The sequence below is a fragment of the Pantoea sp. S-LA4 genome, assembly GCF_054482835.1.
Genome location: NZ_JBTLRC010000002.1, coordinates 1,843,372 through 1,859,032, shown reverse-complemented (window position 1 = coordinate 1,859,032; position 15,661 = coordinate 1,843,372). Strand labels below are relative to the sequence as shown.

Here is a 15,661-nt window from a genome sequence, read left to right as displayed (position 1 = left end):
CCGGGGATGCGACTCTGTAACTTACCGGGACGGAACAGATATGAAATTACAGCAGTTGCGCTATATCGTCGAAGTGGTTAACCACAATCTGAATGTCTCTTCGACGGCGGAAGGACTCTATACCTCGCAGCCTGGCATCAGTAAACAGGTGCGGATGCTGGAAGATGAGCTGGGCGTTCAGATCTTCGCCCGCAGCGGTAAACACCTGACGCAGGTCACGCCAGCCGGTGAAGAGATTATCCGTATTGCGCGTGAAGTGCTCTCTAAAGTGGATGCGATCAAATCGGTCGCCGGTGAACATACCTGGCCGGACAAAGGATCGCTCTATGTGGCCACCACGCATACGCAGGCACGCTATGCGCTGCCGGGCGTGATTAAAGGCTTCATTGAACGTTATCCACGGGTATCGCTGCATATGCATCAGGGCTCACCGACGCAGATTGCAGAAGCGGTGTCGAAAGGGAATGCTGATTTTGCGATCGCGACCGAGGCGCTGCATCTCTACGACGATTTAATTATGCTGCCGTGCTACCACTGGAACCGGGCGATAGTGGTGACATCTGATCATCCGCTGGCTGGAAAAGGGCAGGTGACTATTGAGGAGCTGGCGGAATATCCGCTGGTTACCTATACCTTCGGCTTTACCGGCCGCTCCGAACTGGACACGGCATTTAATCGTGCCGGTTTAACCCCACGGATTGTTTTTACGGCCACCGATGCTGACGTGATTAAAACCTACGTAAGATTAGGCCTGGGCGTGGGTGTGATTGCCAGCATGGCGGTTGACCCGGTTTCCGATCCTGATCTGATTCGTATTGAAGCGGCGGATATCTTTACCAACAGCACCACCAAGATTGGCTTCCGCCGCAGTACCTTCCTGCGCAGCTATATGTATGACTTCATTCAGCGCTTTGCACCGCACCTGACGCGGGACGTGGTCGATACCGCCGTGGCGTTACGCTCAAACGAAGACATTGAGGCAATGTTTAAAGACATCAAGCTGCCGTTTAAGTAACGTTGAAAACCAACAGGATTTTTCCGGGCTGCCTCTGGCAGCCTTTTTTATTGCTAGCGGTTAGCGCCAGATAAGATTCAAAATTTTTTATTATTTTTTTGTAAATGAAACATCGGTCACATGTTTTCGGATTGATCTTCCTTAAATGCGAATTACTACACATTTTTTACTTTGCCGCTTTGCGACTCGCCAGGAATATTCCCATACTCCAGTTAAGACCTGATGGAAAGCCGGTAGATATCAGGTTCTGTAATCCGCTCTTTAGTTTTGAATGGTCCTGATTTGAAATTAAGTCAAATTTACAATGTGATCGTTTAATTAAAAGTTTGTTCCGCGGTTAATGATTTCACACGTTATTGGGCCTTATTGATTAATAGCGTTAATCGTTTTACTCAATAAAAATAACTGGATTTTTGGCCTTAACGCGTTTAGGATTCCTCCTAAATCTTAATCGTTGTTATCAATCATTTTGTTGAGAGTGATTATCAAAAACTATGAATACACGACTGACTGTACAACCGGGCTTCCCGGCTAAAAGCACCAAGGTTGAGCGCACTGGCAATACTCGTCGTAAAGCCTGGCTGACCGTATTCGCTGCCTCAGCGCTGTTCTGGGTGGTTGTTGCATTAATGATCTGGCGTATCTGGGGCTAAAGCCATGTGGGCAAATACACTCAGCCATAAACGTTCTTTGACTGCGCGTCAGCACAAGCCGGCTACCTGCAAAGGAAAAGAGCCGCTTGCAAAGGACGAAAAAGTGTCTATCCCCGATTCCTGGGATTTGAGTGATAACCAGCGACACTTTATCGAGTCGTTCCTGGACCCTAAAACCAAATAACGCTGCTCGCTGTACCGTTTATTTTCTTTCTGCTCTTCTTACCGGTCTTTCCGGCGGGCAAATTAAAAGCCCATCTCCACACTCAGTGACACAAACGGGTTTCATCTCTATATCGGATGAACGCAGGCCTTTGTACGCCCATTCTGGCGAAGGAGTGAACGCAATGAATATCATAAAAATGTCCTGGCTTAGCGCTTATGCCTTCTGCTTCGCGTTCTGGTCCGCGGCGGTGTGGATTACCCTCTGATTTAAATTAAATCACCTCTTTCTGATGCCCTGTCTCCGGACGGGGCATTTTCGTTACGGCCGATTGTAGCAATTTGTGTTGTAATCAAAACGTTAACGAAATTGTGGTCTATCTTTAACATAAACCTTTAACTCTCTGAGGTTTAAAGACCACGATTATAAAGGAGGAGCTATGTCGTCTACCCTACGCGAGCAGAGTCAGGAAATACTGCAGGTCGACAATAAAAACTACCACATCTTCAGTCTTCCCCATGCTGCTCAACATCTCGGCAATATTGACCGCCTACCCAAATCCCTGAAAGTTTTACTGGAAAACCTGTTGCGCTGGCAGGATGGCGAATCCGTCACTGCGGAAGATATTCAGGCGCTGGTTGACTGGCAAAAAGATGCGCATGCCGATCGGGAGATTGCTTACCGTCCTGCCCGGGTATTAATGCAGGACTTTACCGGCGTGCCCGCCGTGGTTGATCTGGCGGCGATGCGCGAAGCGGTAAACCGGCTGGGCGGCGATGTCGCGAAGGTGAATCCGTTATCGCCGGTTGATCTGGTGATTGACCACTCGGTCACCGTTGACCATTTTGGCGATGATGACGCATTCGAACAGAACGTCCAGCTGGAGATGGAACGTAACCATGAACGTTACGTTTTCTTACGCTGGGGTCAGAAAGCCTTTGATAAATTCCGCGTGGTTCCGCCGGGCACCGGCATCTGCCATCAGGTCAACCTGGAATATCTCGGTAAAGCGATCTGGCATGAAACCCTGAATGGCGAAGAGTATGCCTGGCCGGACACGCTGGTTGGTACCGACTCCCACACCACCATGATCAATGCGCTGGGCGTGCTGGGCTGGGGCGTAGGCGGCATTGAAGCGGAAGCGGCGATGCTCGGTCAGCCGGTTTCGATGCTGATTCCGGATGTGGTGGGGTTCAAACTCACCGGTAAGCTCCGGGCGGGGATCACCGCAACCGACCTGGTCCTGACCGTTACCCAGATGCTGCGTAAGCACGGCGTAGTGGGTAAATTCGTCGAGTTCTACGGTGACGGGCTGGCCGATCTGCCGCTGGCCGACCGCGCCACCATTGCCAATATGGCACCGGAATATGGTGCAACCTGTGGTTTCTTCCCGGTGGATGAAGTGACCCTGAGTTACATGACGCTGACCGGACGCGAAGCTGAGCAGGTCGCGCTGGTAGAAGCCTATGCCAAAGCGCAGGGCCTGTGGCGTAATCCGGGCGATGAACCGCGTTTCACCAGTACCCTGGCGCTGGATATGAGCGAGGTTGAATCGAGCCTGGCCGGCCCGAAACGCCCGCAGGATCGCGTCTCTCTGGGCGACGTGCCGGCAGCGTTTGACGCCAGCAATGAACTGGAGGTCAATCACGCGCAGAAGTCGCACAAAACCGTCGACTATACCGACAGTGACACCGGACTCAGCCATACGCTTACCGATGGCGCAGTGGTGATCAGTGCTATTACCTCCTGCACCAACACCTCAAACCCCAGCGTGCTGATGGCTGCCGGTTTGCTGGCGAAGAAAGCCGTTGAGCGCGGCCTGAAGCGGCAGCCCTGGGTGAAAGCCTCGCTTGCGCCAGGCTCTAAGGTGGTTTCCGATTATCTCGCGGTCGCACAGCTGACCCCTTATCTGGATAAGCTGGGCTTTAATCTGGTCGGCTACGGCTGTACCACCTGTATCGGTAACTCGGGTCCGCTGAAAGATGAAATTGAATCGGCGATCAAGGAAGGCGATCTCACGGTAGGCGCGGTGCTGTCAGGCAACCGTAATTTTGAAGGCCGTATCCATCCGCTGATCAAAACCAACTGGCTGGCCTCACCGCCGCTGGTCGTGGCTTACGCGCTGGCGGGTAACATGAAGATCAACCTGCAAACTGACCCGATCGGGCACGATCGCAGTGGCCAGCCGGTCTATCTGAAAGATATCTGGCCATCACCGGAAGAGATCTCCACTGCGGTGCAGCAGGTGACCAGCGACATGTTCCACAAAGAGTACGCCGAGGTGTTTGACGGGACGCCGGAATGGCAGGAGATCAAGGTAAGTGAAGCCGCGACCTATGACTGGGACGAAGGCTCAACCTACATTCGCCTGTCGCCGTTCTTTGATGATATGGAGAAAGAGCCGAAGCCGGTGCAGGATATTCGCGGGGCACGGGTACTGGCGATGCTGGGCGACTCCGTCACCACGGACCATATCTCGCCAGCCGGCAGTATCAAGGCAGAAAGTCCGGCGGGACGTTATCTGCTGTCGCACGGCGTTGAGCGCAACGATTTCAACTCATACGGTTCTCGTCGCGGTAACCACGAAGTGATGATGCGTGGCACCTTTGCGAACATTCGTATCCGTAATGAAATGGTGCCTGGCGTGGAAGGCGGCTACACCCGTCACTATCCGAGTGGCGAGCAGCTGGCTATCTATGATGCCGCGATGAAGTATCAGGCGGAAGGCATTCCGCTGGCGGTGATTGCCGGGAAAGAGTATGGATCGGGCTCAAGCCGCGACTGGGCGGCCAAAGGACCGCGCCTGCAGGGTGTCCGGGTGGTGATTGCCGAATCCTTTGAACGTATCCACCGTTCGAACCTGATCGGCATGGGAATACTGCCGCTGGAGTTCCCACAGGGCGTAAGCCGTAAAACGCTGGGTCTGACCGGTGAAGAACATATTGACGTCGAAAACCTGAGCGCGCTGGCGCCGGGCTGCACGGTGAAAGTCACCCTGACCCGTGCCGATGGCAGTAAAGAGGAGCTGGATACCCGCTGCCGCATCGACACCGGTAACGAGCTGACCTATTACCGCAACGACGGTATTCTGCACTACGTCATCCGGAACATGCTGGACTAATAAAAAAGCCGGGGAAACCCGGCTTTTCTCTTTACGACTTCGGCAGTAAATGCCCCATCTTTTCCGCTTTAGTATCGAGATAGTGGGCATTCTTAGGATTACGACCCACCACCAGCGGCACACGCTCAACGATGTTAATGCCTGCCTCACTGAGGATCTCCACTTTGCGTGGATTGTTGGTAAGCAGACGCACTTCATTAACGCCAAGCAATTTAAACATGTCGGCACACAGCGTGAAGTCGCGCTCATCGGCGGCAAAGCCCAGTTGGTGGTTCGCTTCAACCGTGTCGTAGCCTTTATCCTGCAACGCATAGGCGCGGATCTTATTCAGCAGCCCGATGTTGCGTCCTTCCTGGCGGTGATAGAGCAGCGCGCCGCGGCCCTCTTCAGCGATGGCGTTCAACGCCGCTTCCAGCTGGAAGCCACAGTCGCAACGCAGGCTGAACAGCGCATCGCCAGTCAGGCACTCGGAATGCACGCGCGCCAGCACGGGCTCGTTGTCATTAATATCGCCAAAGACCAGCGCAACGTGGTCATGTCCGGTTGCCAATTCTTCAAAACCGACCATCAGGAAATCTCCCCATGGCGTGGGCAGTTTGGCTTCTGCCACCCGTTTAAGCTGCATGTGACTCTCCAGAACCTTCAGAGGATGCACTATCATCATGATAGCGCACAGGCCAGTGTGGCCTGACAAACGTGCAATATTGTGCCACAACCCACAGGCGGGCTGGTAATCTGTCAGAGCAATTGATGTGATAAAGCACGATTATCTAATCGATAACGGTTATGTTATTCTTTTTTAAGCTAAAGTTATGCTGTTTTTGCGATTTGTCACCGAGATAAGGGAAAAGGATGTATAAAATTTCGCGTCGCACCACCTTCGGGATGTTACTGCTATTAATCATGCCGATCGGCGTCTGGTTATCCGGCTGGCAATGGCAACCGGGCGAAAGCAACGCGATATTAAAAGGGTTGTTCTGGATGACCGAAACGGTCACCAACCCGTGGGGAATTGTCACCAGCGTGGTGCTGAGCGCCTGGGTTCTCTGGTGTCTGCGCTTTCGCCTGAAGCCAGCGATTCTGCTGTTGCTGATCATGAACGCCACTATTCTGGCGGGACAGTACACCAAATCCTTTATTAAAGAGCAGGTTCAGGAGCCTCGTCCCTATGTGATCTGGCTGGAAGAACATCACGGGCTGGATGATAAAGCATTCTATGAACTGAAACGCAAACAGCGTGGCGAGATGGTGACGGCGTTGATTGCTGATGAAACGCAGATTCCGGGCTGGCTGAAACGTCACTGGGCCTTTGAGACCGGCTTTGCGTTTCCTTCGGGCCATACCATGTTTGCCGCCAGCTGGGCACTGCTGGCGATAGGGCTGCTGTGGCCGCGCCGCCACTACAAAACCGTGGTGATCGTTTTTCTCTGGGCGATGGGCGTCATGGCCAGTCGTCTGCTACTGGGGATGCACTGGCCGCGGGATCTGGCAATGGCAACGGTTCTCTCCTGGCTACTGGTCACCCTGGCGACCTGGCTGGCACAACGTGTCTGTGGTCCGTTAACCCTGCCACCTGCCGAGCAAAAAGAGGTGGCACAGCGGGAGCCCTGATTGTAATTCACCACAAAGTCCCCATATTATTGATCGGGCTGGCGTAAAAGCGGGCCGTCCGATGCTGCTGGGAGCAGCATTTTTGCTGGAGTTTTGGCATAATTCTACTGACAACCTCACAACAGGATGCACTGTGAAATATTTGCTGATTTTTTTAGTGGTATTGGTGATTTTCATCATTTCCGTCACCTTAGGCGCGCATAACGACCAGGTTATCACCTTCAACTACCTGCTGGCGCAGGGTGAGTTCAGCATCTCGACCTTACTGGCAACGCTGTTTGGTGCCGGTTTTGTGCTCGGCTGGCTGATCTGTGGTCTGTTCTGGTTACGTACCCGCGTCTCACTGGCCAATGCCAATCGAAAAATTAAGCGCATGCAGGCGCAAATTGAGCAGAGCAGTGTGGTTGCAACCGTGCCATCGTCACCGGCTGGCCGGGAATAAACATCGATGCTTGAGCTGCTGTTTCTGTTACTGCCGGTTGCGGCTGCGTATGGCTGGTATATGGGCCGCCGCAGCGCGCAGCAGGACAAGCAACAGGAAGCTAACCGCCTGTCACGCGAATATGTCGCTGGCGTCAACTTCCTGCTCTCTAACCAGCAGGACAAAGCGGTCGACCTGTTCCTTGATATGTTGAAAGAGGACAGCGGCACCGTTGAAGCCCACCTGACGCTGGGTAATCTGTTTCGCTCACGCGGTGAAGTCGATCGCGCTATCCGCATTCACCAGGCGCTGATGGAAAGTGCCTCCCTGAGCTATGAACAACGTCTGCTGGCCATTCAGCAGTTGGGTCGCGACTACATGGCGGCCGGTCTGTACGATCGCGCAGAAGATATGTTCAAGCAACTCACCGATGAAACCGATTTCCGTATCGGCGCGCTGCAGCAGTTACTGCTGATCCATCAGGCGACCAGCGACTGGCAGCAGGCGATCGAGGTGGCGGAGCGGCTGGTCAAGCTGGGGAAAGATAAGCAGAAAATCGAGATCGCTCATTTCTACTGCGAACTGGCGTTACAGGCGATGAGCAGTGACGATCTTGACCGCGCTATGACGCTGCTGAAGAAAGGGGAGGCGGCCGATCGGCAGAGCGCGCGCATCTCGATAATGATGGGCCGGATTCTGATGGAGAAGGGTGATTACGCGAAAGCGGTCGGCCATCTGCAACGGGTGCTGGATCAGGATAAAGAGCTGGTGAGCGAAACGCTGGCGATGCTTGAAACCTGCTTTCAGCGGCTCAATCAACCGGAAGCCTGGGCTGAATTTCTGCAACGCTGTGTGGAAGAGAACACCGGTGCTGCCGCTGAACTCTATCTGTCCGATATTCTTGAGCAACAGCAGGGACCGGAAGCGGCGCAGAACTACATTAACCGCCAGCTCCAGCGCCATCCTACTATGCGGGTGTTCCATCGCCTGATGGATTTTCACCTGCACGAAGCCGAGGATGGCCGCGCCAAAGAGAGCCTGATGGTGCTGCGCGATATGGTCGGTGAACAGATTCGTACCAAACCGCGCTATCGCTGTCAGAAGTGTGGTTTCACTGCCCATGCGCTCTACTGGCACTGCCCATCGTGTCGCACCTGGTCATCCGTTAAACCGATTCGCGGTCTCGACGGCCAGTAAAAGCTGGCTGATTGTGGCTTCTCTGGGACCCTAATTAGTTACAACATACTAATGATTGCTATCAATGCATAGCTGGCATCGGCGCACTCTTTGTCAGGCAGGCAAAGAATGGCGATTGTGATGGCCGGAGGCCGCAGGTAGAATGCTTGCCGTTTGTCTATCGCGCCCGCGGGTGCCAACTGCAGAGGAAATGCCATGCCTTCACCCCACACCGTGACCGCTTCGCCGATTCTGGTGGCGCTTGATTATCACGATATCAACAGCGCGCTGCGTTTTGTCGATCAGATTGATCCTCGCAGTTGCCGGCTGAAAGTGGGCAAAGAGATGTTCACGCTGTTTGGTCCTTCGCTGATTACCACCTTGCAGCAGCGCGGTTTTGAGCTGTTTCTCGACCTCAAGTTTCACGACATTCCCAACACCACTGCCCATGCGGTGGCCGCCGCTGCCGAATTAGGCGTGTGGATGGTCAATGTTCACGCCAGCGGCGGGGCGCGCATGATGAACGCTGCACGCGAAGCGCTGCTACCCTATGGTAAAGATGCTCCGTTGCTGATTGCCGTCACGGTGCTGACCAGCATGGATCAGGAAGACCTGCTGGGGCTGGGCATTACGCTTACGCCGGCCGAACAGGCTGAACGACTGGCGAAGCTGACGCGCGACTGCGGTCTCGACGGTGTGGTCTGTTCAGCGCACGAGGCGGTCCGTTTCAAACAGGTGATCGGTCAGGATTTTGCGCTGGTTACGCCAGGTATTCGTCCGGCGGGCAGTGACGCTGGCGATCAGCGTCGTATCATGACGCCACTGCAGGCTAAGCAGGCAGGTGTGGACTATATGGTGATTGGGCGTCCGATCACCCAATCCGCCGATCCCGCTGCGGCGTTGCAGGCTATTCTGCACAGTCTGGAGGAAAATTAATGGCAAATGACAATCCACTGGTTTATTCAACCGACAGCGGACGCATCGCACAGCCGGAGCCAAAGGCTGAACGACCCAAAGGGGATGGTATTGTGCGCATTCAGCGTCAGACCAGCGGGCGTAAAGGCAAAGGTGTCTGCCTGATCAGCGGCATTGATATGGATGATGCGGCATTAACGCAACTGGCAGCTGAGTTGAAAAAGAAGTGTGGCTGCGGCGGGTCGCTGAAAGAAGGCATCATCGAAATTCAGGGCGACAAACGCGACCTGCTGAAAAGTCTGCTGGAAGCTAAAGGAATGAAAGTCAAACTGGCGGGCGGCTGAATAAAAAATCGGGCTACCGAAGTAGCCCGACTGATAAGTAGATGCTTAGCGTAGCCGATTATTGTTTTAATGCGGTCATTAATGGACCTGATGACCGATAATACCACCTACAGCAGCGCCGCCGACTGTGCCGAGTGCGCTACCGTTAGTCAATACTGAACCCCCAATCGCCCCCGCACCTGCGCCAATCGCGGTGTTGCGGTCACGTTTAGACCAGTTAGAGCAGCCGCTTAATGCGACAACTAACGTGGTAGCCAGAACTGCTGCGGTGATTCGTTTCATTGTAATTGTCATAACTTCTCCTTTGATGTGCTCACAGAGGCAACACTCTAAGTATAGCTCTGATATTTCCTCAGCCCGCTTGTGTGCCCATTATTGCCGCTTCCCTGTCGGCATCGAAACTGGCTCCACCATCGACCCACTGTCTGTAGCGGATGAGTCACAACGCAGGACCATCAGGTCCACGCATTGCCTGAGAGAATTTTATGCATTCTTCGCCAATAACGAAGATAGACAATTCTGAAATCACGACACATTTTTGCATTCACAGTTAATTCCCTCTGCGTTTATAGCGATTTGCTCCATAACCTTTTTGCGGGTTACTCCGCAAAATTTAAGGACAATTGTCAGCAGGAGAGAAGAGATGCTGGAACACCTTAAACAACAGGTTCTGGACGCGAATCTGGATCTACCCAAATACCATCTGGTGACGTTCACCTGGGGTAACGTCAGCGCGGTCGATCGCGAGCAGGGCCTGATGGTCATTAAACCCTCCGGCGTCCGTTACGAGGTGATGACGCGCGACGATATGGTGGTGGTGGAACTGGCGACCGGCAAGGTGGTGGAAGGGGATAAGCGACCGTCGTCAGATACCGCAACCCACCGCGCGCTCTATCTTGCCTGGCCGGAGGTTGGCGGTATCGTCCATACCCATTCGCGCCATGCGACGATCTGGGCGCAGGCGGGACGACCGATCCCTGCCTGGGGCACCACCCATGCCGATGATTTTTACGGCGAGATCCCCTGTACCCGGGCGATGCGCGATGAGGAAATTCAGCAGCAATATGAGTGGAACACCGGCGAGGTGATTATTGAGACGTTTGCCGGGCGTGGGCTCTCTCCTGCCGCCATTCCGGCGGTGCTGGTCAATTCGCACGGTCCGTTTGCCTGGGGTAAAGATGCGCATGCAGCGGTCCATAGCGCGGTGGTGCTGGAGGAAGTGGCTTACATGGGGCTGTTCAGTCAGCAACTGACCGCTAACCTGCCGCCGATTCAGCAAACGTTGCTCGACCTGCACTATTTGCGTAAGCATGGCGACAACGCCTGGTACGGGCAGAAGTAACTATCTGGACATCCACTGCGTTAGTGCTCGTCAGTTAAGCGACCTGTGATAATGCAGTCTGGTGCCGCTCAGGGGCTGGCGGTCCTCGCGCCGCTGCGCGGTACCTTCACGTCATTCCTCTGCCTGACGGACCGCCGGGGATGGCACATCCTGTGCCGCCCCGCCTTTCGCCCGCGTCCTGCGGGCTCTCCTGGCAGACTCATTCCGTTTAGCGCTGCGGATTGCCTGCCCCGGAGCGGCACCCGCCTGCTCTGAAGCTTCAGTGCCTGCTGTTAAAAAGGGCACGATGGTGGAGGCCAGAGCGCCTCTGCTGCTGAAAGGGCTATCCGCAGCGCTGAGGCGTGACGTTGGGCCAGAACGCCACGCCGGGAAGCGTGGAGAGTTCGGGGCCGGCCAGGGAAGGCCGATCCCCGAACGGTTCGTCGGCACGACGTCAAAGCCGAAGGGACCGCGCAGCGGCGCGAGGACGGCCAGGCAGCAGCAGCGGTGCTCAGGCCCGCACTCCGGCACGCAAGCCCACACAAAAAAGCGGCCGTTTTTGACCGTGACAGCCTTTGATAATGTAACTTTAACTGACAGGCATTACGCCCACTGCATCCCTTTTTAATTGCCAGCTTAACTGGTATGGCGATCGCGATCATATTTACCAAAACAACCTGTCAATAAAAATAAAACAGCGTTTCATTTTATCGAGGCGATCACTGTTTTCGTTACGCTGAGTCACTATTTTGCTTGCATCGCCTTCGGGCATTTTTTTGCACCTCCCTCTGGCATAGCAAAGGTGACCTTAACATGCATATCAAACGTGCAATAGACAAAATCCCTGGCGGCATGATGTTGATTCCGCTCTTTATCGGCGCGCTCTGTCATACCTTTTCGCCGGGCGCCGGAAAGTATTTTGGTTCCTTCACCAATGGCCTGATGACCGGCACGGTACCGATACTGGCGGTGTGGTTTTTCTGCATGGGGGCATCAATCAAGCTGAGCGCAACCGGCACCGTGTTACGCAAGTCCGGTACGCTGGTGCTGACTAAAATTGCCGTCGCCTGGATCGTCGCGGCCATCGCATCACGGGTAATGCCGGAGAACGGCGTTGAGGTCGGGATGTTTGCCGGCTTATCGACCCTGGCGCTGGTGGCGGCAATGGATATGACCAATGGCGGGCTCTACGCTTCGATCATGCAGCAATATGGCTCGAAAGAGGAAGCGGGCGCCTTTGTGCTGATGTCGCTGGAATCCGGTCCGTTAATGACCATGGTGATTCTGGGCACCGCCGGAATTGCCTCATTCGAGCCGCATGTGTTTGTCGGGGCGGTGCTGCCGTTTGTGGTGGGCTTTGCATTAGGGAACCTTGATCCTGAACTGCGTGAATTCTTCGGTAAAGCAGTACATACCCTGATCCCGTTTTTTGCGTTTGCGCTGGGCAACACCATCAACCTGGCGGTGATCGTCGAAACCGGGCTGCTGGGCATTATGCTGGGCGTCGCGGTGATCATCATTACCGGCATTCCGTTGATTTTTGCCGACCGGCTGATTGGCGGCGGTGACGGCACGGCGGGCGTGGCCGCTTCCAGTACCGCTGGCGCTGCGGTGGCCACACCGGTGCTGATCGCTGAAATGCTGCCGCAGTTCAAACCGATTGCACCGGCTGCTACCGCGCTGGTAGCGACCTCGGTGATTGTCACTTCGGTACTGGTGCCGATTATTACCGCACTCTACTCAAAACGCGTTAAGCGCATGCATGTCGCCATCGACCAGCGCGCAGTCATTAAGTAACCCACCTAATCAATCCCCGGCGCGCCAGTCGGGGATCACTCTGGATTTTGTGTTGTAAATCAATCTCTCATTTGGTCTTGACTCACTCTGCATTACGCTGATGTGGCGTATTTAGCGCATCAAATATAAACAGAGGATGAGACAATGACAGTTATTAACCAAGCAACGTGCAGATTATTTACCGAAGTCGGCAACACCACTCAGTTAGTCGCCTATTACGAGGAAGGCCGACGCACGATGTGGATGATGTTGCGCGCTCAGCCACGTCCCAGCTTCAACCATGAGCTGATTGAGGAGATCATGAACCTGAGCTATGCCGCGCAGCGTTCCGGTCTGCCAATCGATTTCTGGGTCACCGGCTCGCTGGTACCGCAGATGTTCAACGCCGGAGGCGATTTACGTTTCTTCGTCGAGTGCATTCGTAATAACCGGCGCGAGGCGCTGCGGGCATATGCTCGTGCCTGTGTGGACTGCATCCACTCCGCGGCGCGGGGATTCGACACCGGTGCAGTCACGCTGGCGATGATTGAAGGCAGTGCGTTAGGCGGCGGCTTTGAAGCGGCGCTGGCGCACCACTTCATTCTGGCGCAGAACAACGCGCGGATGGGCTTCCCGGAAATCGCGTTTAACCTGTTTCCTGGCATGGGCGGCTATTCACTGGTGGCGCGTCGGGCAGGAATGAAGCTGGCGGAAGAGCTGATCTGTGAAGGAGAGTCACACAGTGCGGAATGGTACGAAACCCGTGGCCTGGTCGATAAAGTGTTCCAGCCGGGCGACAGCTATCGTGCGACCCGAACCTTCATCGACACCTTACGTCCGAAACTGAATGGCGTAAGGGCGATGCTGAAAGCGCGTCAGCGCGTGCTGCAACTGTCACGCGCTGAGCTGATGGACATCACTGAGGACTGGGTGGATTACGCCTTTACCATCGAACCAAAAGATATCGCTTATATGGAACGTCTGGTGCAGTTACAAAACCGCCACAGCGCATCACTGCGTAAAGCGGGCTAGTAACCGTCATTAGCGTTACACGCGGGCAGGATGCTTAGCCAGCCAATGCCCAAATTGCTCCGCGGGCATTGGTTTTGCGTAAAGATAGCCCTGACGCCCATCCACCCCACTTTTAAGGATAAATTTCTCTTCATCGCGGGTTTCAATACCCTCGGCAATCACCTGCAGATCGAGCGCCTTGGCGACGGCGACGATGGCACGGACCAGCGATTGTGAAACCGGCTGCTTGTTAATATTGCGAATAAAACTTTGGTCGAGCTTGATCGCGTTAATCGGCACCCGCGCCAGTTGTGACAGCGAGGAGTAGCCGGTCCCGAAGTCATCGAGATGCACTTGCGCGCCCAGCTCCTGAAACTGTTTCATCAGCTTCAGCGCTTCGGTCTCATTCTCGATCAGACAACTTTCGGTCAGCTCAATGTCGATGGGACAATCATCCAGACCGGCTTCGAGCAGCGCCTGTTTCAAATCGCTGTAGATACTTTGATCGATCAGCTGACGGGCTGAGACGTTAACCGCGACCCGCAGAAACACGCCGTGCTGCCGCCAGAGGATAATCTGCTTCAGCACATTGAGCATCACCCAGCGACCCAGCGGAACAATCAGGCCCGACTCTTCGGCGTAGGGAATGAAATCGCCGGGCGAGACCAGACCGCGTTCCGGTGAAAGCCAGCGCACCAGCGCTTCGGCGCTGCGAACTTTGCCGTCACTGTCGATTTTAGGCTGGTAGTGAACGATTAAGTGGTCCAGCTCCAGCGCTTTACGCAGGTTGGTATCCAGCCACAGATATTCAAACACCCGCTGATTCATCTCAGCGGCAAAGACGCAAAACTTGCCGCGGCCATTCTCTTTAGCATGATACATCGCGGTGTCGGCGTTGCGGATCAGGCTCTCGCGATCTTCGCCATGCATCGGGGCGAGGGCGATGCCGATGGAACAGCCGCTGTAGACTTCAATCAGGCCGATGCGGAACGGCTGACGCAGTCGCTCCAGGATGCGCGAAGACATCGCCTCCAGCGCCGCCTGGCTGGTGTGTTCGGCCAGTACCACAAATTCATCACCGCCTAACCGGCCCAGCGTCTGGTCTTTACCCAGACAGCTAAGGATCGCCAGTGAGACCGCCTGCAGCAGTTGATCGCCGAACATATGACCGTAGGCGTCATTCACTTTCTTGAAATTATCGAGATCGAGGTAGACCACACCGGTCTGATCGTCACCGGCTTGCTCCAGCGCCTGGCTCATTTGCTGATGAATGGCGTTGCGGTTCGGTAATCCGGTCACCGTATCGGTGTTAGCCAGCACCCGCAGCCGTTCCTGGGCGCGGCGCTCCTCAGTTATGTCCGTGCCTGAACAGATGAGGAAAATTTCATTTTTGCCACTGCCGCTGTGAACGAACTTATTACGAAACAAGAACAGTCGCTGGCCTTTTTTGGTTTTGACCCAGCGCTCAACCTCATAGGAGTTACCATCCCGAAAGAAGCCGGCAATGTTACGTCGCGAGGAGGCCGCTTCCTGTTTGGTCATAAACAGCTGAAAGACATTCCGGCCAATCACCTCATGTTCATTCAGACCGGTATATTCTTCACTCAGACGGTTAAAACGCTGAATATTGCCGCGCTGATCGAGGATGACGATCACTGAATTGGCTTCGGAAACCACCTGTTCGGCGAATGAAAGCCCCAATGTCAAATCGCGCGCCACTGCGGCGGTGTCGCCCCAGGCTGACGCGGTTCCGGCCCATGAAGATTGGTTAACTTTGCGGCCGACCAGATGCAATGGCACCGCAACACCCTGCAACGGCAGGGTCAGATTAATGCTTGAGGTGATGACCGGCATAGCCCGGATCATCGCAGCCTGGCCGGGCGTGAGCGGCAGGGCGATATTGGTTTGTGACGACTCATCTTCGGCAAAATTCAGCGCATCGCTGTCCGCGGTCAGACGCCAATGAGGGCTGGTTGTACCAAACAAGGTGTACAACAACGTTTGCCCTTGTTCATCGGTCATGGAAACTTCCTCCGGGGAGTGCACTGCAGGCGTTATCTCATTATTTTAGCAACAGTATTCATCATCCGACGTTAGCACAAGGTACAAACCAAATATATTTCACTATCAAGAT

At 54.6% G+C, this 15,661-nt stretch carries 14 protein-coding genes; 11 read left to right on the top strand and 3 right to left on the bottom strand.

Features of this window, described 5'->3' with window-relative positions; all coding sequences use genetic code 11:
• Positions 1 to 40: 40 nt before the first annotated feature.
• From cysB to acnA, 3 genes are all read left to right on the top strand, one after another.
• Entirely contained in the window at positions 41 to 1,015 is a 975-nt protein-coding gene (cysB, locus tag ACX3P5_RS09555) for an HTH-type transcriptional regulator CysB (protein WP_233988060.1), read from the top strand.
• Between the two features lie 494 nt (positions 1,016 to 1,509).
• Entirely contained in the window at positions 1,510 to 1,668 is a 159-nt protein-coding gene (locus ACX3P5_RS09550; protein WP_071778593.1) for a YmiA family putative membrane protein, read from the top strand.
• 602 nt (positions 1,669 to 2,270) lie between these two features.
• Positions 2,271 to 4,952, top strand: coding sequence for an aconitate hydratase AcnA (acnA, locus tag ACX3P5_RS09545; protein WP_458968627.1), 2,682 nt, complete (start codon positions 2,271 to 2,273; stop codon positions 4,950 to 4,952).
• A gap of 31 nt (positions 4,953 to 4,983) precedes the next feature.
• On the opposite strand, the gene ribA is transcribed toward acnA, so the two are convergent.
• Positions 4,984 to 5,577, bottom strand: a complete 594-nt coding sequence (gene ribA / locus ACX3P5_RS09540; protein WP_010244482.1) for a GTP cyclohydrolase II — start codon at positions 5,575 to 5,577, stop codon at positions 4,984 to 4,986.
• A gap of 227 nt (positions 5,578 to 5,804) precedes the next feature.
• Between ribA and pgpB the strand changes: the two genes are divergently transcribed.
• The 5 genes from pgpB to yciH all read left to right on the top strand — a co-directional run bounded on the left by pgpB (position 5,805) and on the right by yciH (position 9,419).
• Positions 5,805 to 6,563, top strand: coding sequence for a phosphatidylglycerophosphatase B (pgpB, locus tag ACX3P5_RS09535; protein WP_336755313.1), 759 nt, complete (start codon positions 5,805 to 5,807; stop codon positions 6,561 to 6,563).
• Positions 6,564 to 6,696: 133 nt separating this feature from the next.
• A complete protein-coding gene (locus ACX3P5_RS09530; protein WP_233988064.1) occupies positions 6,697 to 7,005 on the top strand; it encodes a LapA family protein in 309 nt (102 codons plus the stop codon).
• A gap of 6 nt (positions 7,006 to 7,011) precedes the next feature.
• Positions 7,012 to 8,181, top strand: coding sequence for a lipopolysaccharide assembly protein LapB (gene lapB / locus ACX3P5_RS09525; RefSeq protein ID WP_458968626.1), 1,170 nt, complete (start codon positions 7,012 to 7,014; stop codon positions 8,179 to 8,181).
• A 195-nt stretch (positions 8,182 to 8,376) separates the two neighbouring features.
• Positions 8,377 to 9,096 carry an orotidine-5'-phosphate decarboxylase gene (gene pyrF / locus ACX3P5_RS09520; protein ID WP_336755310.1) on the top strand — a complete coding sequence of 240 codons (720 nt, stop codon included), beginning with the start codon at positions 8,377 to 8,379 and terminating at the stop codon, positions 9,094 to 9,096.
• On the top strand, positions 9,096 to 9,419 hold the full coding sequence (yciH, locus tag ACX3P5_RS09515; protein ID WP_233988067.1) for a stress response translation initiation inhibitor YciH: 324 nt from the start codon (positions 9,096 to 9,098) through the stop codon (positions 9,417 to 9,419). The genes pyrF and yciH overlap by 1 nt, the downstream gene beginning before the upstream one ends.
• 78 nt (positions 9,420 to 9,497) lie before the next feature.
• Here yciH and osmB read toward each other — a convergent pair whose 3' ends face one another.
• Positions 9,498 to 9,713: an osmotically-inducible lipoprotein OsmB gene (gene osmB, locus ACX3P5_RS09510; protein ID WP_031374546.1), complete on the bottom strand. Its 216-nt coding sequence runs from the start codon at positions 9,711 to 9,713 to the stop codon at positions 9,498 to 9,500.
• Positions 9,714 to 10,062: 349 nt separating this feature from the next.
• Here osmB and araD point away from each other — a divergent pair, with 349 nt between their 5' ends.
• The 3 genes from araD (at position 10,063) to ACX3P5_RS09495 (ending at position 13,548) form a co-directional block, all read left to right on the top strand.
• Positions 10,063 to 10,761: an L-ribulose-5-phosphate 4-epimerase gene (gene araD / locus ACX3P5_RS09505; RefSeq protein WP_458968625.1), complete on the top strand. Its 699-nt coding sequence runs from the start codon at positions 10,063 to 10,065 to the stop codon at positions 10,759 to 10,761.
• Positions 10,762 to 11,553: 792 nt separating this feature from the next.
• Entirely contained in the window at positions 11,554 to 12,537 is a 984-nt protein-coding gene (gene kdgT, locus ACX3P5_RS09500) for a 2-keto-3-deoxygluconate transporter (protein WP_233988069.1), read from the top strand.
• Positions 12,538 to 12,681: 144 nt separating this feature from the next.
• Positions 12,682 to 13,548 (top strand): crotonase/enoyl-CoA hydratase family protein, encoded by an 867-nt coding sequence (locus tag ACX3P5_RS09495; protein WP_031374543.1) that lies wholly within the window; start codon positions 12,682 to 12,684, stop codon positions 13,546 to 13,548.
• Positions 13,549 to 13,563: 15 nt separating this feature from the next.
• On the opposite strand, the gene pdeR is transcribed toward ACX3P5_RS09495, so the two are convergent.
• Entirely contained in the window at positions 13,564 to 15,549 is a 1,986-nt protein-coding gene (pdeR, locus tag ACX3P5_RS09490) for a cyclic di-GMP phosphodiesterase (protein ID WP_458968624.1), read from the bottom strand.
• Positions 15,550 to 15,661 lie beyond the last annotated feature (112 nt).